Origin of the sequence: Duncaniella sp. B8 (assembly GCF_005304985.1) — a bacterium.
Classification (GTDB): domain Bacteria; phylum Bacteroidota; class Bacteroidia; order Bacteroidales; family Muribaculaceae; genus Duncaniella; species Duncaniella muris.
Genome location: NZ_CP040121.1, coordinates 2,152,163 through 2,178,786, shown reverse-complemented (window position 1 = coordinate 2,178,786; position 26,624 = coordinate 2,152,163). Strand labels below are relative to the sequence as shown.

Genomic DNA, 26,624 nt, shown 5'->3' with positions numbered 1-26,624 from the left:
AGGGGTGAAACGCCCTGAGTGGGTCATTAGGGCAAAGTCCTAATCCCCTCGGGAGAGCCCACAACTACGAAAGCGGAGCGTGTAGTTATAGTGGGCTATAACCGAAAGCCGTTCTTCTTTTTCGGTGGCTGGGTGTGCGTCTCTTTTACGGATTGGATTTGCCCTTTTCTTTCAGCCTGTTTCTGTAGGTATTCGTTCAAGTCCTTGCATTCGCTGTAGGTCTGCGAAGCGTCACGGATGTATAAATCCCTGCCGTATTCCATACGAATTTGCCGGAGTGCTTCCATCCCTGCACAGTCATTGTCAAAGAAACAATGGATGCGCTCGTAGCTACCCAAAGGATAGAGGGTCTTGCTCACATTCGATACGGAGTTCAATACAATGTAGTCCTGTCCGTCCAACTCCGGATAATTCGGGCAGCTCTCCTGTCTCAATGTCAGAAAGGAGAGGTAGTCCATGAATCCCTCGAACACATAACACGTTTCCCTTGTTTTCTCTGGCTGTTTGATGTGGGAAATTTCCTTAGGGGCAATACAGCCCTTGAAATAGCGGTTGCGAAGTTTATCCAAACGTTTGGATAAGTTGCGTTATCCAAACAAGAATAAAATCCAAACCTCTTCCGTAAAACCTATATTGTGTAGTCAGTTCTATATATAGGTTTGGATTTTATTTTCTCATTTTATGACACGGAGACCGCAGAGTTCAGCAAAAGATTGAGGAGCCTTCTTCCATTTTTTAGGTATTTCTCTGTCTTTTTCGTTCTCAATTGTGGCAAGAGCCTTTTCTTCCTGCTCGGTTGTAATATCAAGATAAACCATAGTAGTTTTGACATCAGCATGTCCAAGGAGAAAAGATATCTGTACGATATTCATGCCATCTTCAAGCCAATGAGAGGCTTTCGCATGTCTTATTTGATGGGCGTGCAGGTTCAATGGGACTTCCGGGCATTCTCCATTAGCTACTGCCGCATATTTATGAAGTCGTTTTGCAATAGCAGGTTGAGTCATCTTGGTGCTAGTCCCTTTTATCCGTGAATAAAATACATAGGAATCCGGATCTAGTTGCGTTGGATGGAACTCCACTATATATTTTTCAAGATGCGCCACAACTTTTGGAAGCAGATAGAGGGTTCTGACCTTATTCCCCTTTCCTATTATCGTAGCGTATGGCTTGGAGGCATGAAGATGAAGATGTTGTATCTTCATAGACAGCACCTCGTCTATTCGTGCGGCAGTGCCATACATCAATATGAGAAACACGAGATCACGGCGTCCAGTTGAAGTATTCGTATCAGGTGCATTCAACAATGCTTTCACCGCATTCTTACTCAATCCCTCGACTTTCTTACGGACTGACCTCTGTCTTGGTATTTGAGCAGACTCGCAGGCCAGATATGTCAGGCTGACATCTTTCTCGGATAGGTATTTGATAAATGCCCTGATGGATGCAAGGCGGTTGTTGCACGTTTCGGAAGAGTTTTTTCTGTCATTCTTCAGCCAAAGTATCCATTCTTCTATGACCTGACGTTCAAGAAGCTTGAAAGAGAAAGTCCTGGCATCAAGACCTTTTACCTGAGTTATAAAATGTAGGAACAGAGACAGTGCGTCATGATGGTTCTTCACTGTATGGGCGCTGCTTGATTGGACGGTTGGCACATAGACAGTCAACCAGTCATTGATATGGCGCGAGAATGCAACGGCCTCTTTATTCGGTTTCTTCATGGTTGACATCGGTTAAATCAGGGACAATGTTATCGAAGGATTCTTGTGTCCTCTCTTCTATAATATCGGAGAGTCCGGGCACGAGGGAGTAGTAATAGGCAGTGCTCTCTATCACACTGTGCCCCATGCTCTTGGACAGATATAACAACTTTGAGTTAAAATCCATGCCGCGGTTAATCCAGTTGTTTATATTGGTTGTGGCATAATGATGTCTCAGCGCGTAGGGAACAGCATGACATGGACTTACATTTTTCCAGATTTTCCGAAAATTGTCAGATACCCATGAATTATCATGAAAAGAGTTATTTCTTGCGGGAAAGAAATAAGTCCGTTCAGGGAATATGTCAGCTATCGCCTTGTCGTATTCCCGCATAAGCTGAAGCATACTATCGTGTAGGACGACAAAGTGCTGGTCATATCCCTTAGATAGCCTGATATTGAGTACTCCAGTTTCAAGGTCGACATCCTCACATCTGAGCAGACGAGCCTCCGTAGTTCGCACTCCAGAACTGTATAGTAGTCTGAAGAATACCGGTATAGATATATTGCGGATTCTGTTTTGTTTGGTCAAAGGGCCGGACAGAGTGTCGCATCCATTGAAAAATCTTCGTAGTTCATCTTCTGAAAAAGCATGAGGGACGTATGTCGAACGCATCTTTTTGGGAAGCTTCGGTGGATTTACGTTGGTCAACCCTCTTGATTTGAGATATTTTACGAAAGCTATTATCGGATAGGCCCTTGTCTGGCACGATTTTCCACTTTCAGTATCCCGTTTGGCGCACCATCCATCAACCATTTGTTGAGTCAGAATGCTTTCGCCCGGATATCGGTGGTGGCAATATCGATCGAACAGACGCATGCAGACTTCATAAGAGGTGACATTCCAGTGTTCAGAAGCGACTCTGAAAGCGATAAACCGCTTTATCAACGGAGCTATCCCCGAAACAAATTCAGTCATGGAATACCTCCTTTCTTACTGGGAACTGCTCTATGCTGAGAGCGCATTCTTTCAGATGGAGAAAATCCGCGCTCAGATATGGGTTCAACGAGGAAGGTGATGAATGGCCCAATACGGACGATACCACGGGCAGAGGAACACCCTCGTTCAGGAGAGATGTGGCGACATGATGCCGGAATATGTGGAAACCTTTGCGACTTCCCTTGTTCTGCCTTATGCCTGCGACTTTCATGATTCTTGCGGCAATATTATAGGTGTTGTCTAAGCGCAAGTGCAGAGGATACTGACTAACAAAGATTTCCTCGGTGCTGCAGGTTGGACGTTCATGGCAGATATAATCGTATATTGCATTGCCGACAATGGGACGTAAAGGTAGTTTCAGTGGGACACCGGTTTTCTCTTGATTGACAAGTATCACATCATTCTCCCAGTCTATATCAGTTAGTCTCAGGCCTAGAATGTCGCAGCCTCTCAACCCTGTGAATAAGGCAATAAGACCGATAGCCTTATCCCGCAAGCACAGATCAGAGTCCCGAGCTGTCAGAACTTTCTTTACACTGGCAATTTCTTCTGCTTTGAGATACTCGATGTTACGACGCTTGCTTCTTGTCATGGGAAGCAATGAGATGAAGTGTTCGCAAACGCCATCCTCAAAGAATGGAGCACAGCACCTGACCACCACTCTGATAACTTTCCTGTAACCACAGCAGTGTCCTGAAAAAGCTGTCTGAATGTGATTCTCACAAGCCTCGCTAAATGTGAAAACACCTTGTGTCTGCAACTCACAGAAGAAGTTCGTGGCGAGGCTTGCCTCACGCTTGATTGTCGTGGCCTTCTTTCCTGACTTTGGCTCTTCACGGCGATAGATGTCTATTGCGCGTTGAAACTCTTTCGAGAGTGTGTCATACTTCTTTTCCCCGCCGCGAGGTGTATTGCCATGGCCCGGTAGAATACCGGTTCTATCGAAATGTTCGATGGTAGCGAAGAGCCTACGCCAATGGTGAAGTGGACGGTGATTTGGATCCGCATCTACTTTGGATCGATAGATGTCTTCATAAGAGATGCCGGGATGAACACTCCGAAGACGTAACGCATAATTAATCGCCAGCCGGAAAAGGTCAATGGTGTACTTTGAGTACCCATTGTCATGAAAGTGTCCAAGCAGAATTGATGCTTTGGATTTTAAATCCTGTTCTTTCATATGAATGAATATTGATTACTGAAATTAATATAATAAAAATCAAAACAACATGATAGAATATTCACTGGATTCCAGTTGATTATATATGATAGTTTGGATTTTATACTTGTTTGGATAACGAATCTCATAGCCGCCCGATACATTAGGAAAGGCGATGGCGAAATACCGCTTGCTGTTATGGGTGAAATGAGCTTCTCTGCATTCTCTTTTCGCCAGTCCCGTATTTATTCCCCTTTCCTGCAAATATGAGAGCAGGGCAGGAGAAGAAAGCGGTACAATCTCCAGTTGCTGAAAACGTGGCTCGGAAGATGACTGCTTGCCAAAAGAGAAAGAATCAGGACGGATATGTGGTGTCTGTTCTGCTATGCGTTCCAATATATAAGGTATATGGTCGGTAGCATATAAGTGTGAAGCCAGTTCGATGATGCCGCCGCCTTTGCCGAGTGCAAAATCATACCATTGGTTGCGCTCGGTATTTACCTTGAACGAGGCTTCCGTTTCTTCCCTTAGCGGTGATTTATACCATAGGTTGATACCCTGTTGTTTGACGGGAGAATATCCCAAACTGTGCAGATAATCCGCTATCCTGATTTGCTTGGCTGTCTGTATATCCATAAGATAATTGTTTGAGTAGTTAATGAATTGATTTATTTTTCTTTTCGCCCGTACCATTTTAAGAAGTACGGTCTGTATAACCACTTCACTAAATTGTCGTATATATAGAGTACGGTAATAAAGTGAAGCGGTTTATCCATTCCTTGCATCACTTCGCTTTATCCTTAATATATAGACCCACAGAATAAAGTGAAGCGATTGCAGGTAACGGGCTAATAGTGGAAGTCGGGCATGAATGTGTATTTTCTGCCGTTCTCCTGCACTATCATCCGTTTGTTGCGAAGCATGGTGATGAGCGGCACCGCCTTTTGATGGTTCAGCTTTACACCTATTGACGTATAGCTTTTGATTAAGGCATCTTCCAGTTCCTTGTAACCGTATTCCTCTTTCAGCCCGAAAACGGCTTCCAATGCGATACGGTGCTGCTGCTCGGTAATATGCCTGTAAGGGTCGAACTTTTCTTCCTCGGGTCTTCCCGGTTTCCTGCTTTCTGTTTTGTAACCCTCTATGAGTTCGGGCAAGGCACTGTCGTTGATGCGAAAGGCAAAAGGCTCGAAATCCATTGCCCGGATGTGCATGGCTGAAACATTGCTTATATCTCCGTTGCTTTTGTCTTTTTCCACCAGCAATACGGTTTCCGCCTTATTGTTCAACTCCGTGCCGATATGCCCTCTCGCATTCTCATCCCCTTTGTTCTGGTGCAGTATCGTATGGATATGTATCTGCCTGTCGTCCGTCCACTGCATCAGTTTGGATATGATGCGTGTGGATTCGCCGGGGCTGTTGATGTCATATACCATGTCACGGATGCCGTCTATGATTACAAGACCAATGTCGGGCGTATTATAGATAGCCTGTTCGACAATCCTGATACGCTGTTCAGGTGTGTATTTTCTCAAGGCGAGAAACTCAAGGTTCTCATTATCCCTGTCATCAGGCAAGTCAGCCATCCGTAAAATGCGTTTCATGACTTTCAGGCAATGATAAGGACTTTGCTCCGTATCAACATAAAGCACTTTCCGCTTCCCGTCGGAGAGTTCCGCTACATACCGCAACACTGTGCCATTCTTCAATGCGGCGGCTACAATAGCCGAAACATTGAATGTCTTTTTACTTTTGGCTTTGCCGATGGATGCGCTGAAATTGCCCAATGTCCCAATGACAGAACCATGCACTTTGAGGATTTCGGGTGCTTTCTCATAACTTTTCGACAGGCTCAAACGTGAGGCTTGCCAAAGGATTACGGCTTCTTCTGCCGATATGTCCTTAAACTCTTTCATGTAGTCCATAGCCATTCCTCCCGTTATTTCCGTCCTCCGGTTTTCTTTCCTGCCAGTTCAAGGGCAAGTTCCGCATCCACGATAATCTTGCGCCCTATTTGCGTAATGGCTTTGTCTATCTTTCCGCTTTTCTTTATGCGGTGGGCGGTGGGCAGGCTGCACCCGAACAGTTTGGCTATGCCCAGTATTCCGTACACATATTTTCTTTCTGTGTCCGTAACGGGTCGTGGTTGCGTTTCCGTTTGACCGGAAGCGTGCTTGCTCAGGAATATGAACTCTTCGCCTGTCATCTGCCAGACGGGTTTTAATAATAACTCTTGAAGATTTGTCATCGTTCAATCTATTTAGCCGTTAAACAATCAGCCCTGCGCACTGGCTGTTATCTCTGTTCTCGAACGATGCAAAATTAGATAGGGGAGTGAGTGGAAAGGATGTGGTTGGTATAAATGGAATGTTTTATTATTTCTCTGAATATCAGATAATAAAAATACCACTCAAAAATTAATTTGAGTGGTAAAAGTGGTAATTTCGTAAAATATCAGGGTGTATCACGGATTATCGGAATATTGCGTCCATTTCTTTGGCGAACTTCTGGTTACTGTCACTTGGAAAATCCGACACCGGTTCCTTGTACTTTGACTTGTAGTAGTTCTCGTCAATATCCAGTTGTTTCAGCATTTCGTTTTTCCATTTATCCCTGTCTTGTTTGGGCAGTCTTTCACTCATCAGGAATATCAGGTAACACACCCGTATTTTTTCTCGTGCCTTGATTTTTAATTCCTTTTTACAGGAGGATAGGTTCATGTTGGCATAGAAGTCCTGCGTTGCAATATCTTCAAACTGTTCCCCCACACAGACTTTATGAATAAGCGAAAGTAATTCTGCATCGAAATATTCGGATTGCTCCTTTGGCGCATCCTGCTGTTTCTCTTGCTTGCTCGGTTCATCCGGCTTGTCTTTTTCTACGGGAATATATTTTGCCAATATTTCCATAAAATGGAAACTCAGTTTATAAATATCTCCGCAACAGTTCTCAATATATTGGAGAGATTCCTTTCTTGCCTGCCTTTCCAATTCATAAAGCCTGTCCAGTTCTTCTTTTTCCTTCTCATATTCAGCCTTGCAGCGTTCATACTCCTTTTCGGCTTGCTTTTCTTCTGCTGCCGTATGTACCCTGTAGCCAATGGAATCATACCTGTTGTATGCTTCATTCAAAGGCTTGCTTAATTTTTGTGTAACCTCCAATTGTGCCTTTATATCAGCGTCATATCTGTCGGCAAAGTTGTAGCACACACGAGAAATTATCTCATCATCAAACAATGGATGTTTTTCATAAATGAGTATGTTTTTCTCTATCTCGGTTCTCAGGCTGTTGAGAATCAGAGTATATTTTTCTTTCTGTTTGTCAAGCACCAGTTCAAGGATGGCGGCTTCAAAAGCTTTTGTGTCATTGTATTGCTTATAGAAATCCGTGATGAATTTCTGCTTGTCAAAAGAGAAAGTATGGCTGACTATAAAGTCGCTGTATATCCGGTTGAGTTCGCCGTATTGGGGAATCATAATCTGTATTTCTCCTGCCATATACGCTTGGTTTATGGATTCTTATCTTTATCAAGAAGGGAAGTCAGTTCTTCCTCCACTTCTTCTATACTTGGCAGAGCCGATTTTAAGTTTTCAGGTATAGCCTTGCTCAGTTGGTAATCGCTGATGCCTATCGGCTGGTCGTAGCCTGTCAATGCGTATTGCGCTACAACTTCGTCTTTCCCCTTGCACAGCAACAACCCGATAGTCTTGTTGTCATTCTCTCCCCTCAGTTTGTCATCCACCACATTGATGTAGAAGTTCAGTTGCCCCGCATACTCCGGTTTGAATGGGGTCGCTTTCAATTCCACTACGATGTATGCGTGCAGGGGGATGGAATACAGAATCAAGTCTGCATAGAAATCGCTGTTACCAATTTGAAAGTGTTTTTGTCGGGCAACAAAGGCAAAGCCATTGCCCATTTCCAGCAAGTAACGGGTGACGTGCTTAACCAATTGTTCTTCTATGTCCCTTTCGTCCGCCTTTTCCTTCGTTCCAGCCAAATCAAAGATGTACGGGTCTTTCAACAGGTAATTGGCAAGGTCGCTTTGCGGTGCAGGAAGCGTGGCTGTGAAATTGTTTACCTTGTTGTTGCTGATTTGTCTGCTATATAAGTTGGTCTCAATTTGTATTTTAAGAACATTACTGCTCCAGCCCATTTCCACGGACTGTTTCATGTACCAATATCCTATGCCTAACGGTAACGAGCCATCAAGTATAACCATTTGGCTTGCCCAGTTTATTCTGGCGACAGGGGAGTTCAAGAAAATTTTTTCTATCTCCCTAATTCCCATTCTGTAAATGGCAGAAACGGTTTTCTCTACGTCCTGAATTTGCGCAGGAGTTTCCTGCGTAAATTCTAAAGACTGATAATCAACGGATTGTATTTGCGCAGTAAGTTCCTGCGCAAATTGCTTGTCGTTCAGTTTTAATACTTCATTTGTTACATTCTGTATGTTTGGAACAGACAGTCTTGCATCCGTATCAATGAAATTCTGCAATGCTCTCAATGGATATGTTCTTGCAAACTGACACATATAGGTAAGGTTGCGTTCTGAATAGCCTTTCTTTTCAGGGAAATTCAGCCGGATAGCCTTTGCCAACTGTTTGATGGTTTTGCTTCCCCATCCGTGCAGTTGCTGATGATAGAGAATATAGTTGCCCATTTTCCAGTAATGGAACAACATTTGCGCATTGGCAGCGGTAATCAGCCGTACTTGCGCCTGTTGTATTTCCGAACCGACAGCATTTATAAATGCATCAAAATTCGTCTTTTCTATGTTATGTCCGTTGTTGCTCATCTTATGATATTTTCAGAATACAAATATACTTCAATGGTGGTAATCTATGAAACTAATTGATACTTTTATAGTTGATTAAACTTGTTCATGGCGTTTGCTCTGATGTCATCCGCTATATCAATGTAGGGCTTCATGGCTTTGTAATCACTGTGTCCAGTCCATTTCATAACCACCGGCGCCGGAATTCCGAGTGCCAACGCATTACAGATGAAAGTCTTTCTTCCGGCATGGGTACTTAACAATGCGTATTTGGGTGTGACTTCATCTATGCGCTCATTTCCCTTGTAGTAGGTTTCCCGTACAGGCTCGTTGATTTCCGCCAGTTCACCCAGTTCTTTCAGATAATCGTTCATCTTCTGATTACTGATGACGGGCAATGCCATGTGGTTCTCGAAATGAACATCCTTGTATTTTTCAAGAATGGCTTTGCTGTGGTCGTTCAGTTCGATTATCAGGCTGTCCGCAGTCTTGACTGTGGTGACTTCAATGTGGTCGGGCTTAATATCACTTCTTTTCAAGTTACGGACATCCGAATATCGTAAGCTCGTGAAGCAACAGAACAGAAAGACATCCCTGACACGTTCCAAATACTGCTTGTCATGCGGTATTTGATAATCTTTCAGCTTGTTCAGTTCATCCCATGTCAGGAATATTACCTTTTTAGGGATTGTTTTCAATTTGGGCTTGAATGCGTCGTATGCAATGTTCTGATGATGCCCTTTTTTGAAGCTCCAACGCAGGAACCATTTGAGAAACCCCATCTGTTTGCCAATAGTGCTGTTTCTCATGTCCTTTTTATCACGCAAGAAATTAACATACTCGTTCAGCCCGAACTCGTTGAAGTATTCAAAGGTTACATCTTCCTTGAATTCTTTGAGGTGATTTCTTACCGCTGCAAATTTCTCATAGGTGGATGTCGTCCAATTATTCTGGTTGCCACACTCTTTTACAAACTCATCAAACACTTCCCCAAAACTAATCTGTACTTCTTCCTGTTGTTCTTCACTGCTGTCTTTCATCCGCAGATTGAATGCATCCTTTAGCTGCTGGGTGGTAGGTATGGTTTCCTGCACCTCAAACTCCTTGAACACGTTTTGCATTTCGGCATAGTATTTCAGCAAGTCTGCATTGATTTCGGATGCGCTTTGTTTCAGCTTGTTGGTGCATCCGTTCTTTACCCGTTGTTTGTCGGCATCCCATTTGGCTACGTCAATCCGGTAGCCTGTTGTAAACTCGATGCGTTGGCTTGCGTATATGACACGCATACGGATAGGCACGTTCTCTACGATTGGCACACCGTTCTTCTTCCGGCTCTCCAATGCAAAAATGATGTTACGTTTGATATTCATAATTGGGTGCGTTTGAAATTCTACACCCAAATATACACCCAAAAATTGAAATAGCAAAAGGCATTTAGAAAGATTTAGATTTACTCTTCATTGTAGATAATATATGATTATCAGTGATTTGCAATTTTATGATATTTTCTGAAAGCGTAGGTTCTGGAGCCTGCCGAGACATTTTGGATAATAAGAAGCGTTATGCTTATCTTGTAGGTGAAAACGTAGGAACTTTTCAATAAGTGCAAGGATAGCATAGTGGTTCTCACGCGTATAGCGTGGGCTGCTATTGTTACATCTGCACTAATGGTTTCCTACGACCTTCACTTAAGACGTGGCATAGAAGTCCACGCTTCTGTTTTAGTAATGATCAAGTGGACTCTGGTCATGTCATACTTGCAAATATGGCGATAATAGACATTGTAAAACACCAAACCGCAGACGGGGAACTTTGCTACAAGTTCGAATCTGACGACTTACGCATGGGAACGCAACTTGTGGTTCACCCAGCTCAGACCGCTTTCTTTGTTAAAGGAGGTGCGGTCTGTGATGAGTTTACCGCCGGCACCTATAAACTAGACACTGAGAATATTCCCATCCTAAATAAAATCATCAATCTTCCTTTCGGTTCGGATTCTCCTTTTCAAGCCGAGGTCTGGTTTGTAAATCAAACTGCCAAGCTCAATCTCCCATGGGGAACTCCGCACCCAATTCAAATTGAAGATCCACGCTATCACATAATAGCGCCTGTTCGCGCTCATGGTCAATATGGTATTCGTGTAACCAATCCCAGAGTGTTCATTGAAACTTTGATAGGAAGCACGGGCTCATTCAGTTCAGATCAGATTGAACAGTTTTATAAAGGCAGAATTATATCCGCCTTAAACACGTTGCTTGCACAGCAAATAGTAATTAATGGAGTCTCAATTCTTGACATAAATACTTTGCTGCTGTCAATGTCTGATTCCATAAATGAGCAACTTAATCAACTGCTTGGAAAGTATGGAGTCTCTATCATCGATTTTGCGATAATGTCGATCACGTTTCCACAAAACGATGAAAGTGTTATTAAGCTAAAAAATGCCAAAGATCTTGCAGCACGACTCAATATTACCGGGCGCGATGTCTACCAAATGGAACGTAGCTTCAATGTCCTTGAAGCAGCTGCCAACAACCAGGGTGCGGGCGGTCAAATGATGGGATTAGGTGTTGGTCTGGGAGCAGGTGTGGGTGTTGGTAATGCCGTTGGTAATATTGCCGGTCAATATATGAATACCAACCCTTCGCAAGTTCCACCAATTCCTCAGTCCACTCCGTTGTATTACCTTGCAATCAACGGACAACAAGTTTCCAATCTTACAGTTGAAAATATTGCTGCATATATCGCTAAAGGCGTTGCTAATGCATCAACACTGGCTTGGACTGTAGGAATGCCGTCTTGGTTGCCGATTGCTCAAATCCCGGCATTAGCATCCTTAGTTAATTCACAAACACCTCCACCTCTGCCTTAATATGAAACGTTCATCTCCAATATTCTTCGTCATATTCTTGGCGATAAACATAATAGCCGGACTTATTTTGTCTTGCTATCCCATATTTAACATGGTGCTAAACTCGGTTATAATCTGCGTTGCTGCCTTGTTCTCCCAATTAGTTAATAAGAAATCGCTTGCATCTGCATTTTCAACTTCGTTGGCATTTGTAATCCCCTCAATTACCCTTATTGAATTTGTTATAGGACTTTTTGCTCCTGCTCAACTTAAAGATAATTGGGGTATCATCGCCATTCTTTGCCTTATGGCATTTGAAAGATTTTTGATATATGCGGTAGTTAAACGTTCTGAAAAACCAATATAACAATAACATATATGAAACCATTAACCTGTGAAATGTGCGGAAGCACAAATCTCCTTAAACAGGATGATGTTTTCGTCTGTCAATCTTGTGGTACCAAATACTCTGTCGAGGAAGCCAAGAAAATGATGGTCGAGGGCACCGTTGCAGTTGAAGGTACTGTGAAGATTGACACATCTTCGGAACTGAAAAATCTCTATGAAATTGCTCGTCGAGCAAAAGATATGGAGAACGCTGAAAATGCGGAAAAATACTACGATATGATTTTGGTAAAAGACCCGACGAGTTGGGAAGCCAATTTTTATGTAGTTTACTATCGTGCAATGAAGTGTAAGATTGCCGAGATCTGGAGTGCTGGCAATTCATTGGTAAACAGTATCCCTTCTATTTTTGAACTTGTTGATAAACACGTTTCAGAAGAAGAAAGAATCCCAGTCCTTAATGAACTTTATGGTCGTTATCTGGGTATTGCGGCTATGCTCAATAGTGCTGCAACCAGTCATTACAATGACATAGATGCCCAAATACGTGATCAATATACTCAAGAATATATCAATAACGTAGCTGAAACTGCTACTATGATGTATGCCTTTGGCGATTGCATTACAACTTGTTGGCCTAATGACCCACAAATTAATGAACTTGCAGTTGCCGCTTGGGAGCAGGGTACTGAGTTCCACCGCGAATATGTTAAATACTTAGCCGATAGAGAGTCAAATAAAAATCTCATAATGGAGTACATCGGCAAAATTCAAAAAATAAAGCCTGACTATCAGGCAAGAGAAGTCGATACATCTTCTGCCGGTGGATGTTATGTTGCCACTGCTGTATATGGTTCCTATGACTGTCCCGAGGTTTGGACTCTCCGCAGATTCCGCGATTATACTCTTGCTGAAACCGGGTATGGTCGTGCGTTCATCCGAACCTACTACGCAATCAGTCCAACTCTTGTAAAATGGTTTGGTAGGACTGAATGGTTCAAGCGTATGTGGCAAGCTCCACTTGACAAACTAGTTGCTCATCTCCAAAATAACGGAGTCGAATCTACTCCCTACAACGACCGATTCTAATTATTAATGGAGTTTAGGCAACCCGCCGCGCTTTCGTGAACGGAGCCTCGGGGCTCTGCCGTTCGGATTCAATGGCATAACTAAATCGCCCTCTCGGACACCGCCGGGAGGGCTTGTTGTGTTTGGACGCAAGAGGCGAGATGTCGTTTGGGCCAAACTGTTTCCATTCATTTGAGCCCTTTTGAGGTTGGGGTATACGCTACCCTGACGTAGCATTATAATCTTGATAGACTATCGTTTTCCGTGAAGGAGATATGAAATACGTTTATTTCATTGCAGAAACCAAAGGCTCAATGCGTGAGGTTAATCTGCGCGAGAAAGAGAAATCAAAAATCGCTTGCGCCAGTCGTCACTTCGCATCCTTGTCAAGTTCGACCGTCAAATACGATGCAGTCACAAGTTATGATGATTTATACAACATAGTTAAAATGATTAGGGTGATTTAGAAAAGTCGGGGAAACAGAATCTATCCTCAGAATTTATCTAATTGATAAAGCAATACTATTGAAAGGGATATATCAGATCTCCATTTGGTCTGTCTATTTCAATAAAATTTATTCATATGACCTGGGACTGTGCTAAAATAGCCTTATTGTCTTCCGTAAGAAACTTGTCATTTTTAAGTTCAACCTTAATCATACCCTCAAATATTTTAGGTTGGTTTTCTATCGGCTCAGCTTCATATAAATACATAGGTCGATTAAGTTTCTTAAAATACATCAGCTCATCCATACAATACTCAGATGTTACACTTAATTTAGTTTGAATAAACAATAATGCTGACGATTGTCTTAATCTTTCATAGAGAACATTAAATGTATCATCATTTTGCTTTTCTCTTTGTAACATCTCAGCATCATTTATCCAATCAACATATACAACCAATCCTTGTCGATTAAGAATTTCCTTAGTCTGGAGTAATTCAGATTGGCGGCCATAACTATGCGATAGAAACACATCAAAATTCTTATGTAAAATTTGCTGTTTTTCAAAAATCAATTGAAGTAAGACAGAGGGACTCTCTTCTATTTTGTGCACTGTAGTGGCTGTTAGTTTTTTCTTTCCCTTACGCTTGCGAGTTAGACGAGGATTAATACCAAATCTTACAAGATATTCATATGCAAGCATTCGTAACTCGTTGTTCTTTTCACACGCATTAATCTTTTGTAGAAAAACTATTGTTTTTTTACATTTAAACTTTGCACATTCAAGAATGATTAGATATCGCGTATCTATGTCAAGAGCATTTTCTTTTCGTTGATTAAAATATAATTTTATAAGATTGTCTACATACTTTGGAGCTACTTTCTGGAATTTTCGAATTTGCTCCGATTCTAGCTGCTGGAGCTTATTTGCTTTGTTTTTTCCTTCACGAATAATCTTTGCTCGTTCTTCTGCTTTTTCGTGTTCTTGCTCAATGGACGAGTTGAAGTTATCTATTCTAGATTTTGCCAATGATGATTTTGCAACTAAAAACACCATAGCTTTTGGATAGAATGGTTTAACTCCCTTCAACCCTTTGTTTATTCTATTTCTATACTCGTCCATATTGGATTTGAAGAAATTCATCAACTCAAGCCATAATCCAGGATAAGCAGTTTTAAACAAATCTAAGAATTCCGCATCAGTAAACCCTTTGGGCATTACTCTTGCAACACGAGAGAGAGGAAATTTCAAACGTTTTCTAAATCTATTTATCTCTCCTATTTTTCGTCTCTGATGTTTTCCCATTAGTAATCAATATAATATCAGGGATTTATATAATTGCTATGTTCATATAAATCCCTTCTTACAGTTTTGTGTATTAACTAATGCAATTGCCTATATGGAATCAAAAATATCAATTCACTGAGGCCAACACATCTTTGGTCTTCATAAATGTGTCTATTTGCCATTGCTCAGGCGTTTGCTGCATAAATTTTTCCTCATATAATGTAGCTTTCTCTTCATTACCCAAAGCAAAATACGCATTGGATAATGTTGCATATTTCCACAATAATTCTTCTGGCTCTGGTTCCTCCAAAGAGGACAAAACAATTTTAATTATTGCGTTATACGTAATTTTAGCTTCCATAAGAAGATAGTTTTTCATGTTATCTTCTTTAGTAATACTTGCCTTTAAAATATTACACGTCGCATAATTTTCCCCAGTATAATAATCTTCATAAAGACTCCATCCCTTCTTGTATGCATGAAGGGCCGAATCAAGATAACTTATATCACTTGTTTCCTCCCACAAATTTTTATATACCGCACCAAAAATACCAAGAGTTTCAGTATCAGTTTGACCCTCTATTTTTGAAAGAAGCGTTAGAGCATCTGTTAGTGCTCGTTGTTTAGAAGGAGCCCCACTCTTATAACGACACAAAGCCTGTTGCTGGATGTAGTACTTCTCATTCTCAGCCTTGGTACTTAGCTTACCCCATAATCGCTCTGCTTTAACAAAATCGCCGACCGCCATGCTTTCCTTTGCTAACTCTGTTAAAGCAAAAATAGAATCTTCATGTTCCTTTAATTCCCCAATTATTCCTAATACCTCTTCTTCAGAAATTTCAGGTCGTTTTATATTTGGGAGATAGGAATAAATTGGACTATCTGTTTTGGGTTCTGCTATCACAGCTTTTATTAAGGAGCGAAGCTGAGGAATACACTTTTTTGATTCAGACTCTGAAATCTCATTCCCCAAATGCTTGTAGCTTATCATCCTATCATGCCCAATATCGAAAGGTATCTTACCTTCATCTTCTTTAATGATTATTGTAGAGTATGGACGCAATGTATGACGTACTCCTAATTCATATATAGCATTGGGATTGAAAGTAGATATATCAGCAATAACAATATCAGCATAATACAATAGAGCATACATACTTCTATCTATTATGCCAGATTCTACGATCTCATCAGCGCGAATGCACTTGCATCCAGCGGATTCCACTGCTGGACGAATTATTTTTTTATAAGTAGCATCAAGATCTATTGTACGATTTGTATCAGGATCTTTTTTCTTACCAAATCCCATTATAACAAAGCATATATTCTTTTCTTTCATTTCCATGTCATTTTGGTCTTACAATAACTTCTTGTGCAATCGGATGACTGCGTTTATTAAATGCTTGATCTATATAAATATTAGGATCCTTTTTAAAGTCTGACCACTTAACTAAAACGCAGTAGCGATCGTCTTCACTATATGAACACTTACCATGATTATTCAAATAGTAGTTTTTCCAAAACTCTTTAATCACCGTTGAATTCTCTAATGCAACCCAATTGTGGCAGCCCGAGCAAGTCGAACAAGTGTACGAACCTTTAAATATTTTATCATACATATTGGGTAAAACAACGCCCAATATCCCATTTCTGGTATTACCCTCTCCATTATATAACGAAGCTTGCAACTCACGTTTAATAAAACGTTGCTCATCCCATCCTAAATCTTCCAAACTATGTTCTCCTATTAGGAATATAGTGACTGTTGAATCAGACAGGTATTCTTCCCTTATTTTACGCATAATATAATCCTCATTTTCAGAATTGATAGGAGTATCTAAGGATTTATCAATCATATCAACCTTATCTCGATCACACCATTTCTGAATTTCTTCCTTGAAGGGTTTGTCCTCCATTTTAAATGATATGTAGCATTTATGTCCCATATTACTTTACATATTACTTTATATGTTATTATGTTTTATGAATTATTATCTATTGCGTGGATGATTTCGAGTTTGAGGTCTTCAGGGTAGTCCTCGTTTGCCATGTAACAGGTGATGATGCGTTGGAGCAGGTCTTTGTCAATGCGTCCGGCGGCAACGTGGTAAATGATTGCCTCCATGCACTGCATAAAGTTGTAGGCGTGCCAATAGTAGCCGTTATGCACGAGAAACCATACACCGATTGTCAATGCCACTCGCTTGTTAGAGTCTTCGAAATAATGCCCAGTGCATAAGCCGAAGACAAGATATGTCAGCTTTTCTACGAATGTCGGATAATACAAGTCATTCTGCACGAAGTCAAGAACCTTGCGAATACCGCCTTCGTCCTTTACTCCTTGCAGACCGCCACCACTGGCTGCTACTGTTTTAGCATAAACCACCAGAGCCTCATCATAACTGATGTATTTCAATTCCTCACTCATCATCATCGGCTTGCTTTAGGCGTTTAAGGACTTCGCGGTTTACTTCGAGGATATTGTCAAAATTAATTGAAGCATCACCGATAAACTTATCGAACTCGTCTGGCGTAACAGCTCTTAGATACTCCGCGAGATTACCATGCCATGCGTCACGGAATGCAACATCACGGGATGCCATCTTTGTTCTGGCATCGTTGATGAAAGGCTCCATCATAGGGGCGGCAGCTAATTCATCAATTATCGACTTGACTTCCTCTATTGACAACTGTTTGTTGCCATTTTCGGAATAACGTTTCTCTATCTGATGAGCAACTCCATTCTCAAATGATGAGATACAAAGTAGAACTTCTGCATAAAGAGTATGACGCACATTATCCTCGTTTTGCAAACGCAGAACCTCACGATACTCTTTTGCATTCTCCTTGAATACAGCTTTGTATATCAAGTCTGTTATTTGTTCGTACTTATAATTGGGGTGTCCATCAACGTACTTTCCCACAGCTTGTGTGAAATTCTTGCGATAATTTTCACTCTTGATTGCCGTAGGAAGATAATCTCTATCTCGCCAGTTAATGTATTTGGTACCTCCTCCAGCACGACTGTTGATAGTAGCAATAACAATATCAAGCATACGAGTGCGTAATTGCTTCGCCTTTTCACTCTCTGTAAGAAGCATTCCTATGTTCAGGAATGCGCGGAAAGTAAAGAATGAAAGAATAGTTGTTTTGGTAGGGACATTTATGTCACTACCAATTTCTATCTTAATATCTTTCAAATCTTTACCTTGACTTAAAAAGTATCCGTTAGCACGAAGTTCATCACCATGATCTTGTACATAACGTTTAATAGTACGTTCATCAACCTCATAGAAATCAGCAACCATCTTGGTAGTAAAGAGTAACTCTCCACGATAGTGCAGACCATTAACATCCAAGTTCTCTTGGATGGCTTGAAGGGCATAATTGTTATTCAAAACGTTCTGCCGCTCGATATTTGATACTGTCAAGTCGTTCATATTACAAAATTACTAAATAATTCCTGAATGCCAGCTATATACACACTGAAATTGTTAGAAGAATATCCAATTTATGGCCATTTATAATGTCTACTTGAGCGTAATCAACCATTAGGGCACAAGTCGGAGCATAAGTCAGGGCACAAAATATTCAGAATACTTCGGATTTTGCGCCGTTGGCGATAGCGTCAATCTCGTCGGCGATTTCGTCCGAGGAGAGTTTGATATAGTCCATAAAGGTCTTTTGTGTCTTGTTGGAAAACCCAGGCTCGGATGACCCCTTAGACCAGATTGAATTGACCCCTGAAGCCAAAATATCACTGACCCCTTTGCCCAAAATAAAAATGACCCCTGTCGACGTAATGTCAGCAGGGGATTTTATATGTATCTTTGAATTCCGTTTTGGCCGACGGGGGATATAATTCAAAGAAAACATGAACACAAGATAAAAGAATATTCTCCTATGTCACGCATCAGGGATGGGCATAAAATGCATCAGTAGTGCCTTTGACATATCCCGGAACACGGTGCGCCGCTATGTGAGAATGTATCAGGACAGCGGTATACCCGCTGAGAAGCTGCCGTCGCTGAGTGATGCGCGGCTACAGGAACTATTTGCCATACCAGGGGCGAGGGAACGTAAACCGTCGGAGCGGCAGGTCAGGCTTGAAGCCCTATTGCCCGATTATGCGGCGCGACTTTCTCGAAAGGGCATGACGGTCAAGAAGTTGTATGAAGAGTATCATACCGGCCATCCCGATGGCTATCTGAAGGCATCTTTCGGGATGAAACTCAGGCAGTTCATGCTGCAGACCAATGCCATCGGGCATGTGGAGCACCGCGCCGGCGACCAGATGTATATCGATTTTGCCGGAGACAGATTGGAAATAGTCGATGAGGCAACAGCCGGGATACGAAAGGTCGAGGTGTTTGTGGCGATACTTCCATGTAGCCACTACACATATTGCGAGGCAGTGTGGACGCAGAAGAAGGAAGATCTGATAAAGGCCTGCGAAAACGCCATACGTTTCTACGGCGGCGCACCATGTGCGATTGTGCCTGACAACCTGAAATCTGCCGTCACGCGCAGTGGCCGCGACGAGCCGGTCATAAATCCTGACTTCGAATCCTTTGCCGAGCATTACGGCTGCGCCGTGGTGCCTGCCCGTGTGCGGCATCCAAAGGACAAGGCCCTGGTGGAAAATGCAGTAAAACTGATGTATCGGTCTGTGTACGTAGACCTTGAAGGTCAGATTTTCCATAATCTGGAGTCGCTTAACGAAGCAATCCTCAGGTCTCTGGAGAAGTTCAACGCGCGTAATCTGACGCGTCGAAAGGAATCACGCCGTCAGCTCTTTGAGGCTGTGGAGCGGGACAATCTCCGGCCATTGCCTGCGAACCGCTATCAGATGAAACAGCGGGCTGTCGCGACAGTACAGCGTAACAGCTACGTAACTCTGCACAAGCATCACTACAGTGTGCCTGTGCAATATGTAGGCAAACGTGTGGAACTGGTCTACGACACTGACACGATCGACATCTTTCATGGCTTTACCCATGTGGCGACGCATCACCGCAACGATACTCCGTATGAATATACAACGAAACCGTCACACAATCTGCCCGGACGCAAGGGGAGCTGCGAGAGCGACATTGCGGAACTGCTTTCACGTGCGGCACAGATCGACAACATCGTATTGCACTATCTGCGGGCTGTCATCGAGGACAGGCGTTATCCGGAACTTGCCTTCAGAGTCTGCCGTGGCATCATGAAACTTGAGAAAAAGTATGGACAGAAACGGCTTGTGTCAGGATGCGCCGCGGCAATGGACGCACGCCTTTACAGTGTCAGCGACATGGTGGACATACTTGAGTCCGGAGCCGATGCGGATTATTTGCCGGGGGCTGATGCCGACGGCAATGACCGTCAGACACCATCCCACCGGAACATACGCGGTAAAGAATATTTTGCCGCAAGCATAAAACTATCAGCCAACAACAACGAACAACATGGAAACGAACAATAAAACCACGCCAATAACAGCGGAGAAAGACCGCAACTCCATCTCTCTGGATCTGATGCACCGTATGCGCTTACACGGCATGTCGGCAGCGTTTTCCGAAAATCTTCAGGCCACATTCGCCGAGACAATGACACCTGACAGCTTTCTGAACTGGCTGTTATCCAGAGAATGGGACTACAGGGCCGCACGCAATATTGAGCGCCTGGTGAAAAACGCAAACTTCAGATACGATGACGCGTCGGTGGCGCAGATTGACTATAACCTTCCGCGTGGCCTGGATCGTAATCAGATGGAGCGTCTCGCATCGCTGGACTTTATCCGTAAAGGTGAAAACCTGTTCATCACAGGCTGTTCTGGTACGGGCAAAAGCTATCTGGCAACAGCATTGGGATACGAGGCATGCAAGGCCGGTATGCGCGTACTGTACGCGAACGCATCCAAACTGATGGGGACCCTGAAAATCGCCAAAAACAAAGGAACAATCGAAACGGAGCTCAAGAAACTCGAAAAAACGCAGCTTCTGATCCTCGACGATCTCTTCCTGGTGCCTCTCGACGCCAAGGAACGCGCACACCTTACGGAAATCATCGAAGACCGCCATGGTCGCAAATCAATCATCGTGACATCACAGCTCCCCGAACTGGACTGGTACGAAGCAATAGGTGACTCCACAGTGGCAGATGCAATACTCGATCGCATTGTCCACACTGCTCATCGAATCACGCTTACCGGCGAAAGCGTCCGTAAGCTCAGAGCTATAAAAAGCAGATAAGACAAAATAAAATTGACCCCGTCGGCCAGAACGTTTTCAGGGGTCAATTCAAAATATTTTCAGGGGTTAATTCAACCTTGGCCTAAGGGGTCATCCGAGCCTGGGTTTTCCATTCCTGCGTCGTATCGGTGCCGTGCGCGAGGATAAGGATACCGGAAAGTTTCATCCCACTGTGGCAGGACTTCTTATGTTTGGGTACGAATATGAGATAACCGCTGTATTCCCCAACTATTTCCTCGACTATCAGGAAAACCGCACCAACGGCATCTATGCCCGCTGGACCGACCGCATCACTTCACAATCCGGAGACTGGAGCGGCAACGTGTTTGACTTCCTTTTGAGAGTCATTCCTAAGTTGCAGGCTGATTTGAAAGTGCCCTTCATGTTCAAAGGTAATCAACTGGATGAGGACACCCCATTGCACAAGACGGTGCGCGAGGCTACAGTAAATATGCTTGCAAACGCTGATTTCTATGGACGTCGCGGTGTGGTGGTACAGAAAGGAGCCGACGGTTTCAGATTCGCCAATCCCGGCAGTATGCGTGTGTCGCTTGCCGAAGCGATACAGGACTGCGCATCAGACCCACGAAACGGTGTAATGATGAAAATGCTTGCGATGGTAAAATATGGCGAGCGAGCCGGCAGCGGTCTTCAAGGAATATTCAAGACATGGCAGAGTGTATATCATTGTGCGCCCAAACTGGAAGTGACTACCTCAGGCGGCATAGACCGCACAATTCTTACCCTCGGTTTTGAGGGACACCAGCCCGACATAGAGGCGATGAAACTTCTTTATGATAATCCGGATGAGCTTATTGAGGTAAGTGATATACAGAAATGTAAGGGAGAAAAGCAGGATGTCCTTCAAAATGTCGCTCAAACGGATAATAATGTCGCTCAAAAAGGAGAGAATGTCGCTCAAAATGTCGCTCAAACAGATAATGATGTCGCTCAAGGAGGTGAAGATGTCGCTCAAAACTTGGATGATTGCATAGTTGCAATGATACAGGAACGACCAAATGTTAAGCGTGAAGAAATGGCAAGGCATCTTTCGGTAACCAAAAAGACGATTGAGAGGCATTTGAAAGACCTTAAAATTTCGTGGGAAGGACATCCTAAAACCGGGCATTGGAAACTCCCTTAAAAGGGACACGGCTCTTTCATTTAACCTAAAATAAATAGCATATCTTCCCTTACCCGGTTCATTGAGAATCGGGTAATTTTTCCATGTCTGTATATCAAAGAGTTATTCTGGTATCAAAATCTTATTTTTTTCACTTTTGACTTAAAAATCGAATCAGTCTGGTAAAGCTCATCGAGATATGTCTGATCAGTTCGGCTATGCCTTTATTCTTATCTGATTGTTTCTTGCGAAGTCCTTTCCATATTGAGAACACCGAGTAAACTATTCTTTGTATGGTATCGAGGTTTCTGGCGGCTCTCGTCGACTTGCGTTTTATATTGTCCTGCTGAAGATTGTAGTCCAGCCCCCAGTGCATACTTTCTATTGACCAATGGTTGCGCACGAAGATTCCTGGCTTCGGAGTATGCGTAGGCATACTGCTGACGTACAGGCGTTTTTCTGAGGTGTGTACTCCTGTTGACTTTTTGACTGTGGACGATTCATACTCTATGATGGTCATGTTTCCGCCCCATTTCTTCTTGTCTGCGATAATGTCCAGTCCGTCATATACGCGGTAGGTTCTCGTCTCTATCCTGCCGTGGGCCAGTTCGGGACCTTCGGTGTAAGAATATACCGGTGTGTGTTCCACTAGCCTGTCCTCAATGCCGTATCGCAATGACGGCTGGTTGGCTTTGAGTTCTATCAGAAAGTCTCCGCCTTTCTTTCTGATTTTCTCGACAATATCCTTCTGCATAGACATTGCGTCGGCTGTGACAATCTTTCCTGCGACATCTATTTTATCAAGAAGTATCGGTATGGCCTTTATCTCGTTGCTCTTTTCCTGACAGGCTTCGGTGGCGATTGTTATGCCGGTGCTGAACGAATAGGCAGAGACGATATCCGGGCTTCGCCCGTTTTCCTGAACGGTGCCGCGCTCGGCTTTGCCGTCAATGCAGATTATTTCAATGATGCGGCTGGCGCAAGTAAGTCTTTCAAGGAATATGTCTGCGAACTGCTGCATCCTGTCGGCCATATCCATATCGTTGATGCCGTTCTCCACACGGCAAAGCGTGGCCTCAGATGGTACGCCGTTCCTTAACAGGCCCATTTTGTGTAATTTGTTGAGGTTGTATCTGCCGAACTCCAATATCTCGGCTCGTCCGATGCATCCGGCCATACGTCCGAGTATCATCAGCATGATGATATCGTTGAGGCTGTGACGGAAATTGCCTTTGTCCAATCTACGGAAATCCGGCACGGATGAGGCAAACGCTCGAAGTTCTTCCATGATACTGCGCCTTGTGTCAAATTTATTGTGTACTTTTGCGGTATGATCAGGCGCATAGGCGTCAGTCGAACAGACTTGGTCAAGTGGCTTCATTTTTTTTGGCGTAACTCTTTGATTATCACCTATAAAGTTACTAAAAATCTGCCACTTGGCCAAATTTTCATTGCACTTATTTTCTTGAAAATCAGAGGTTAAAGCCTCTCCACCCGTACTGCTCTCGCTATAAAATAACACATTTGTCGAGAATGAGACGAAATCTTAAATGAAAGAGCCGTGTAAAAGGGATAACTGTCATAATTTGATAAGTATTTTTAACACCGGAATTGTTGGATAATCGATGAAAAATCAGTAATTTTGTACTCAGTCATGTCCCACATGGCGTAAGAACATTGAAATCTGTAGGAGTAGAGAAAGGGAACGCGCCCTGAACGCTCTCGGATTAAATGTCTGATTAACACGATACTTAATTTGTGGCTCCGCTGTCCTAGTGGGACCACAAGTAAAAATTATCAAATTAAGAAAATCGCTGAAAATCAGACATTTCAGCGATTTTTCTTTTGCCCTTCTTCCTCAAAAATCGGCTCAAGCCGAAAGCACGGTGCATATGTTAAATTGGGCAATTAGAAGTGTTAAATTTTTAGGCGTAGAGTTTGACTAATCGGAAGATGAAGAAGTCGCGGTCCCGGACACCACGCATTTGTGAGCGAAATATTTTGACTTTAGAGTTGAATGCCTCGGCAGAGGCATTGGTCGCACGACGACGGAAATAGTTCAGGATTGTTGGGGCGTGGTTCTTGAATGTTTTGATTACCGAGCGGAAGTTGTTGTTACCCAATGCCATTACCTTTTCATACCACTTGTTCATCCTCCCCATGGCTTTTGTCGGTGAGATTTTAGCGTTGAAAATCTTGCGCAGCTCCATCGCAAGGCTGTATGCAGCCTTCAACATTGGATAGTATTTGAACAGTATGTTGACACGATGGCGCTGTATGTCAGTCCATTTGTTCTGCGACATCATCAGAGTGTGTTTGCTGCGGGCCAGTATCTGGCGCATGGTCTCTCCGTTGGAGTACGTTACCGGCGGTTCGGACTTGTTGCGGTTGTTTTCCTCTGCGATGAGCTGTCGGCGAATGTCAATGCGGATTTCGTCAACGGCCTCATTATAGACCTGTTGGACATGAAAACGGTCGTTGACTACATGGGCGTTATAGAACACTTCTGCGGCTATGAGCATCATTGATGGCGAGAGATCGCAGGTCACTTCCTTGACCCTGCGTCTGATTGATTTCTCCATAGCTCCGATGAGTATGGATATAATTTCGTCACTCTTTGTTCCGGGAATGGCTGCCGCAAGTGTTCCCTTGCCTCCGTGGCCGTCCTTGTTGGTCAGGAACGTCCATACCTCCCCGTTGCTCAGACACGTCTCATCAAGACTCATGTAAGGGCCGATATTATCGGCGTTGAAATAGAACCCACAGCCAAGCTCCTGTTCGCACCAGTCGGCGTAACCGCTTATCTTATTGCGGTACAAGTCGGCAAAATGTTTGCCGTTGACGCAGTACATCTGCGCTATCTGTTTAATCGACAGGGCTGTCGTCTCCACCTTCGTCTTTTAAAAAAGCCACGAACTCGGCGCTGAGTCGTGTTCCTTCCTCGTTGGGAAGTTCGAGATTGTAGCTGAAGATTTCGTTGGTCTGCCTGTCCCACCACTTGTTCTTGCGCATGTGAAGAAATACAGGCCGTCCACGCATCGGATAGTCCTGTATTGTTACATAATCCGTATAGCCTCGCGCTACGATATTTGGATTACGATAGTCTTCATCAGACAGTTTCTTCTTTTCGTCAAGCCATATGTCATAGGACTGTTCCGTGCGCTCGAAGCGCACCATTTCAAATAGTTCGTCCATGCCCTCGGGCAGGCACATCCATATTGCATCTGCGATTTTCATGCCACAAATTTAACACTTTTCTCAAAATTCATGCACCGTGCTTTCGGCTTGACCCAAAATTTGCTATCTTTGCGACATGAAGATAATAGCAAGGCAACAGTATATTGAGCATATTCAGAGATTTATCGGCAAGGGGATGATAATCGCCCTTACCGGGCAGCGTCGCGTTGGCAAGAGTTATATAATCCGTCAACTCGTCACGGAGATTGAAGCCGACAATCCGGATGCCAATATCATATATATCAATAAGGAAAAGACAAAGTATGCCGACATCAGAAACGCAGATGATCTCTCGCGATACCTTGACGGCAAACTGAAAGAAGATGCCGATAATTATCTGCTCATTGACGAGGTGCAGGACATTGACGGTTTTGAGAATGTCCTCCGTAGTCTCAATGCCGATGAGGAATGTCAGATTGTTGTGACCGGAAGTAATGCAAAAATGCTTTCGTCAGAGCTATCCACATACCTCGGCGGTCGATATATTGAGATTCATATCCTGAGTCTTTCATTCCGGGAGTTCCTGACCTTTCACGGTCTTGATGATTCAGATGACAGTCTTCTGAAATATCTCGGCTTCGGTGGTCTTCCTCACCTGTACCGTCTCGGACTTGAAAATGAGGATATGGTCTGGGAATATATCCAGAACATCTACAATACCATTGTTCTTAAAGATGTGGTGCAGCGGGAAGGACTTCGCAATGTGACACTATTTGAAAATCTGATGTCATACGTCAGCGACAACGCAGGTCAACTTGTGTCAGCCACGTCATTGTCTAAATATCTCAAATCACAGCGAGTGGAATTGACCCCGTTGTCGGCGATAAATTATCTGAAAGCCGCCTCAAACGCTTACATCATCAATAAGGTGCCGAGATATGACATACATGGAAAGCGTCTGTTGGAGACAAACGACAAATACTACTTTGAGGACTTGGGGCTGCGCAATATGCTTGCCGGACCCAACCGTACCGGCGACATAGAGAAAGTAATAGAAAACACCGTCTATCTACACCTCAAAAATCTCGGATACAAGATCAGCGTCGGAACACTTCCCAATGGTGAGATCGATTTCGTTGCCGAAAAAGGCGGCACATCGGTCTATATACAGGTGGCATATCTCATAGCTGACGACAAGACAATGGAACGGGAGTTTGGAAATCTGATGAAGATACAGGACAACTATCCCAAGTATGTCATATCCATGAATCCGATGTCACGCCCTCAAAACTATGAAGGCATAAAACATATGACCTTACGGCAGTTCCTGATGTCGGATAACTTATAACTCATGGCAGTTCATTTTAGGAACTTTTAATATAACCAATTTGGCACTGCTGCAACTAATAACTAATTTTGTAAAAACGAAGATAAGAACGGCGTTGCAGAATGAT

The 26,624-nt window shown here is 43.2% G+C and carries 24 protein-coding genes and 2 pseudogenes; 8 read left to right on the top strand and 18 right to left on the bottom strand.

Features of this window, described 5'->3' with window-relative positions:
• Positions 1 to 95 precede the first annotated feature (95 nt).
• From FDZ78_RS09290 to FDZ78_RS09245, 10 genes and pseudogenes are all read right to left on the bottom strand, one after another.
• A pseudogene (locus tag FDZ78_RS09290) lies at positions 96 to 563 on the bottom strand (toprim domain-containing protein); the annotation flags it as partial.
• Between the two features lie 111 nt (positions 564 to 674).
• The gene (locus tag FDZ78_RS09285) at positions 675 to 1,721 is read right to left on the bottom strand and encodes a tyrosine-type recombinase/integrase (protein ID WP_068960001.1); all 1,047 of its coding nucleotides are present in this window, start codon (positions 1,719 to 1,721) and stop codon (positions 675 to 677) included.
• Positions 1,705 to 2,679, bottom strand: coding sequence for a tyrosine-type recombinase/integrase (locus tag FDZ78_RS09280; RefSeq protein ID WP_068960000.1), 975 nt, complete (start codon positions 2,677 to 2,679; stop codon positions 1,705 to 1,707). The genes FDZ78_RS09285 and FDZ78_RS09280 overlap by 17 nt, the downstream gene beginning before the upstream one ends.
• Entirely contained in the window at positions 2,672 to 3,880 is a 1,209-nt protein-coding gene (locus FDZ78_RS09275; RefSeq protein WP_123400575.1) for a tyrosine-type recombinase/integrase, read from the bottom strand. Before FDZ78_RS09275 ends, FDZ78_RS09280 begins: the two co-directional genes overlap by 8 nt.
• A gap of 102 nt (positions 3,881 to 3,982) precedes the next feature.
• Positions 3,983 to 4,495 (bottom strand): annotated as a pseudogene (locus FDZ78_RS09270) (DNA primase); the annotation flags it as partial.
• A gap of 212 nt (positions 4,496 to 4,707) precedes the next feature.
• Positions 4,708 to 5,784 carry an AAA family ATPase gene (locus FDZ78_RS09265; protein ID WP_123615854.1) on the bottom strand — a complete coding sequence of 359 codons (1,077 nt, stop codon included), beginning with the start codon at positions 5,782 to 5,784 and terminating at the stop codon, positions 4,708 to 4,710.
• 14 nt (positions 5,785 to 5,798) lie between these two features.
• Entirely contained in the window at positions 5,799 to 6,107 is a 309-nt protein-coding gene (locus FDZ78_RS09260; protein WP_124076004.1) for a DUF3853 family protein, read from the bottom strand.
• A gap of 223 nt (positions 6,108 to 6,330) precedes the next feature.
• Positions 6,331 to 7,356, bottom strand: coding sequence for a hypothetical protein (locus tag FDZ78_RS09255; protein WP_124076003.1), 1,026 nt, complete (start codon positions 7,354 to 7,356; stop codon positions 6,331 to 6,333).
• A gap of 11 nt (positions 7,357 to 7,367) precedes the next feature.
• On the bottom strand, positions 7,368 to 8,657 hold the full coding sequence (locus FDZ78_RS09250; protein ID WP_124076002.1) for a YhcG family protein: 1,290 nt from the start codon (positions 8,655 to 8,657) through the stop codon (positions 7,368 to 7,370).
• A 65-nt stretch (positions 8,658 to 8,722) separates the two neighbouring features.
• Positions 8,723 to 10,006, bottom strand: coding sequence for a site-specific integrase (locus FDZ78_RS09245; RefSeq protein WP_124076001.1), 1,284 nt, complete (start codon positions 10,004 to 10,006; stop codon positions 8,723 to 8,725).
• Positions 10,007 to 10,401: 395 nt separating this feature from the next.
• Between FDZ78_RS09245 and FDZ78_RS09235 the strand changes: the two genes are divergently transcribed.
• The 4 genes from FDZ78_RS09235 to FDZ78_RS14850 all read left to right on the top strand — a co-directional run bounded on the left by FDZ78_RS09235 (position 10,402) and on the right by FDZ78_RS14850 (position 13,367).
• A complete protein-coding gene (locus FDZ78_RS09235) occupies positions 10,402 to 11,508 on the top strand; it encodes an SPFH domain-containing protein (protein WP_124076000.1) in 1,107 nt (368 codons plus the stop codon).
• Between the two features lies 1 nt (position 11,509).
• Complete coding sequence (locus FDZ78_RS09230) at positions 11,510 to 11,854, top strand: hypothetical protein (RefSeq protein WP_124075999.1); 345 nt, start codon at positions 11,510 to 11,512, stop codon at positions 11,852 to 11,854.
• Between the two features lie 11 nt (positions 11,855 to 11,865).
• Positions 11,866 to 12,921 (top strand): CFI-box-CTERM domain-containing protein, encoded by a 1,056-nt coding sequence (locus FDZ78_RS09225; protein WP_124075998.1) that lies wholly within the window; start codon positions 11,866 to 11,868, stop codon positions 12,919 to 12,921.
• Positions 12,922 to 13,175: 254 nt separating this feature from the next.
• Positions 13,176 to 13,367, top strand: a complete 192-nt coding sequence (locus FDZ78_RS14850; RefSeq protein ID WP_255575940.1) for a hypothetical protein — start codon at positions 13,176 to 13,178, stop codon at positions 13,365 to 13,367.
• 112 nt (positions 13,368 to 13,479) lie between these two features.
• On the opposite strand, the gene FDZ78_RS09220 is transcribed toward FDZ78_RS14850, so the two are convergent.
• The 5 genes from FDZ78_RS09220 to FDZ78_RS09200 all read right to left on the bottom strand — a co-directional run bounded on the left by FDZ78_RS09220 (position 13,480) and on the right by FDZ78_RS09200 (position 18,074).
• Entirely contained in the window at positions 13,480 to 14,652 is a 1,173-nt protein-coding gene (locus tag FDZ78_RS09220; protein ID WP_124075997.1) for a hypothetical protein, read from the bottom strand.
• A gap of 109 nt (positions 14,653 to 14,761) precedes the next feature.
• Positions 14,762 to 15,979, bottom strand: a complete 1,218-nt coding sequence (locus FDZ78_RS09215; protein ID WP_136408455.1) for a TRAFs-binding domain-containing protein — start codon at positions 15,977 to 15,979, stop codon at positions 14,762 to 14,764.
• Position 15,980: 1 nt separating this feature from the next.
• Positions 15,981 to 16,580, bottom strand: coding sequence for a TIR domain-containing protein (locus FDZ78_RS09210; RefSeq protein WP_136408454.1), 600 nt, complete (start codon positions 16,578 to 16,580; stop codon positions 15,981 to 15,983).
• A 35-nt stretch (positions 16,581 to 16,615) separates the two neighbouring features.
• Positions 16,616 to 17,062 (bottom strand): Fic family protein, encoded by a 447-nt coding sequence (locus FDZ78_RS09205; RefSeq protein WP_124076005.1) that lies wholly within the window; start codon positions 17,060 to 17,062, stop codon positions 16,616 to 16,618.
• Positions 17,055 to 18,074, bottom strand: a complete 1,020-nt coding sequence (locus FDZ78_RS09200) for a DNA-binding protein (RefSeq protein ID WP_124075992.1) — start codon at positions 18,072 to 18,074, stop codon at positions 17,055 to 17,057. Before FDZ78_RS09200 ends, FDZ78_RS09205 begins: the two co-directional genes overlap by 8 nt.
• Before the next feature lie 455 nt (positions 18,075 to 18,529).
• Here FDZ78_RS09200 and istA point away from each other — a divergent pair, with 455 nt between their 5' ends.
• From istA to FDZ78_RS09185, 3 genes are all read left to right on the top strand, one after another.
• Positions 18,530 to 20,101 carry an IS21 family transposase gene (gene istA, locus FDZ78_RS09195; RefSeq protein WP_255575987.1) on the top strand — a complete coding sequence of 524 codons (1,572 nt, stop codon included), beginning with the start codon at positions 18,530 to 18,532 and terminating at the stop codon, positions 20,099 to 20,101.
• On the top strand, positions 20,085 to 20,870 hold the full coding sequence (gene istB, locus FDZ78_RS09190; RefSeq protein WP_136408453.1) for an IS21-like element helper ATPase IstB: 786 nt from the start codon (positions 20,085 to 20,087) through the stop codon (positions 20,868 to 20,870). Before istA ends, istB begins: the two co-directional genes overlap by 17 nt.
• 172 nt (positions 20,871 to 21,042) lie before the next feature.
• A complete protein-coding gene (locus FDZ78_RS09185; protein WP_124076716.1) occupies positions 21,043 to 22,014 on the top strand; it encodes an HTH domain-containing protein in 972 nt (323 codons plus the stop codon).
• 130 nt (positions 22,015 to 22,144) lie between these two features.
• Here FDZ78_RS09185 and FDZ78_RS09180 read toward each other — a convergent pair whose 3' ends face one another.
• From FDZ78_RS09180 to FDZ78_RS09170, 3 genes are all read right to left on the bottom strand, one after another.
• Positions 22,145 to 23,374, bottom strand: a complete 1,230-nt coding sequence (locus FDZ78_RS09180) for an ISAs1 family transposase (RefSeq protein WP_240740280.1) — start codon at positions 23,372 to 23,374, stop codon at positions 22,145 to 22,147.
• A 544-nt stretch (positions 23,375 to 23,918) separates the two neighbouring features.
• Positions 23,919 to 24,884 carry a transposase gene (locus tag FDZ78_RS09175; RefSeq protein ID WP_237613087.1) on the bottom strand — a complete coding sequence of 322 codons (966 nt, stop codon included), beginning with the start codon at positions 24,882 to 24,884 and terminating at the stop codon, positions 23,919 to 23,921.
• Positions 24,859 to 25,230, bottom strand: a complete 372-nt coding sequence (locus FDZ78_RS09170) for a transposase family protein (protein ID WP_136408452.1) — start codon at positions 25,228 to 25,230, stop codon at positions 24,859 to 24,861. Before FDZ78_RS09170 ends, FDZ78_RS09175 begins: the two co-directional genes overlap by 26 nt.
• Positions 25,231 to 25,306: 76 nt before the next feature.
• Here FDZ78_RS09170 and FDZ78_RS09165 point away from each other — a divergent pair, with 76 nt between their 5' ends.
• Entirely contained in the window at positions 25,307 to 26,518 is a 1,212-nt protein-coding gene (locus FDZ78_RS09165; RefSeq protein WP_123399494.1) for an ATP-binding protein, read from the top strand.
• Positions 26,519 to 26,624 lie beyond the last annotated feature (106 nt).

Excerpts from the sequence above, each read along its gene's own strand:
- FDZ78_RS09180 (WP_240740280.1), bottom strand. The coding sequence starts at position 23,374 with ATGAAGCCACTTGACCAAGTCTGTTCGACTGACGCCTATGCGCCTGAT.
- FDZ78_RS09230 (WP_124075999.1), top strand. The coding sequence starts at position 11,510 with ATGAAACGTTCATCTCCAATATTCTTCGTCATATTCTTGGCGATAAAC.
- FDZ78_RS09265 (WP_123615854.1), bottom strand. The coding sequence starts at position 5,784 with ATGGACTACATGAAAGAGTTTAAGGACATATCGGCAGAAGAAGCCGTA.
- FDZ78_RS09210 (WP_136408454.1), bottom strand. The coding sequence starts at position 16,580 with ATGGGACATAAATGCTACATATCATTTAAAATGGAGGACAAACCCTTC.
- FDZ78_RS14850 (WP_255575940.1), top strand. The coding sequence starts at position 13,176 with ATGAAATACGTTTATTTCATTGCAGAAACCAAAGGCTCAATGCGTGAG.
- FDZ78_RS09235 (WP_124076000.1), top strand. The coding sequence starts at position 10,402 with ATGGCGATAATAGACATTGTAAAACACCAAACCGCAGACGGGGAACTT.
- FDZ78_RS09170 (WP_136408452.1), bottom strand. The coding sequence starts at position 25,230 with ATGAAAATCGCAGATGCAATATGGATGTGCCTGCCCGAGGGCATGGAC.
- FDZ78_RS09280 (WP_068960000.1), bottom strand. The coding sequence starts at position 2,679 with ATGACTGAATTTGTTTCGGGGATAGCTCCGTTGATAAAGCGGTTTATC.
- FDZ78_RS09200 (WP_124075992.1), bottom strand. The coding sequence starts at position 18,074 with ATGAACGACTTGACAGTATCAAATATCGAGCGGCAGAACGTTTTGAAT.
- FDZ78_RS09205 (WP_124076005.1), bottom strand. The coding sequence starts at position 17,062 with ATGAGTGAGGAATTGAAATACATCAGTTATGATGAGGCTCTGGTGGTT.
- istB (WP_136408453.1), top strand. The coding sequence starts at position 20,085 with ATGGAAACGAACAATAAAACCACGCCAATAACAGCGGAGAAAGACCGC.
- FDZ78_RS09255 (WP_124076003.1), bottom strand. The coding sequence starts at position 7,356 with ATGGCAGGAGAAATACAGATTATGATTCCCCAATACGGCGAACTCAAC.
- FDZ78_RS09245 (WP_124076001.1), bottom strand. The coding sequence starts at position 10,006 with ATGAATATCAAACGTAACATCATTTTTGCATTGGAGAGCCGGAAGAAG.
- FDZ78_RS09225 (WP_124075998.1), top strand. The coding sequence starts at position 11,866 with ATGAAACCATTAACCTGTGAAATGTGCGGAAGCACAAATCTCCTTAAA.
- FDZ78_RS09220 (WP_124075997.1), bottom strand. The coding sequence starts at position 14,652 with ATGGGAAAACATCAGAGACGAAAAATAGGAGAGATAAATAGATTTAGA.
- FDZ78_RS09260 (WP_124076004.1), bottom strand. The coding sequence starts at position 6,107 with ATGACAAATCTTCAAGAGTTATTATTAAAACCCGTCTGGCAGATGACA.
- FDZ78_RS09165 (WP_123399494.1), top strand. The coding sequence starts at position 25,307 with ATGAAGATAATAGCAAGGCAACAGTATATTGAGCATATTCAGAGATTT.
- FDZ78_RS09275 (WP_123400575.1), bottom strand. The coding sequence starts at position 3,880 with ATGAAAGAACAGGATTTAAAATCCAAAGCATCAATTCTGCTTGGACAC.
- FDZ78_RS09215 (WP_136408455.1), bottom strand. The coding sequence starts at position 15,979 with ATGGAAATGAAAGAAAAGAATATATGCTTTGTTATAATGGGATTTGGT.
- FDZ78_RS09250 (WP_124076002.1), bottom strand. The coding sequence starts at position 8,657 with ATGAGCAACAACGGACATAACATAGAAAAGACGAATTTTGATGCATTT.
- FDZ78_RS09285 (WP_068960001.1), bottom strand. The coding sequence starts at position 1,721 with ATGAAGAAACCGAATAAAGAGGCCGTTGCATTCTCGCGCCATATCAAT.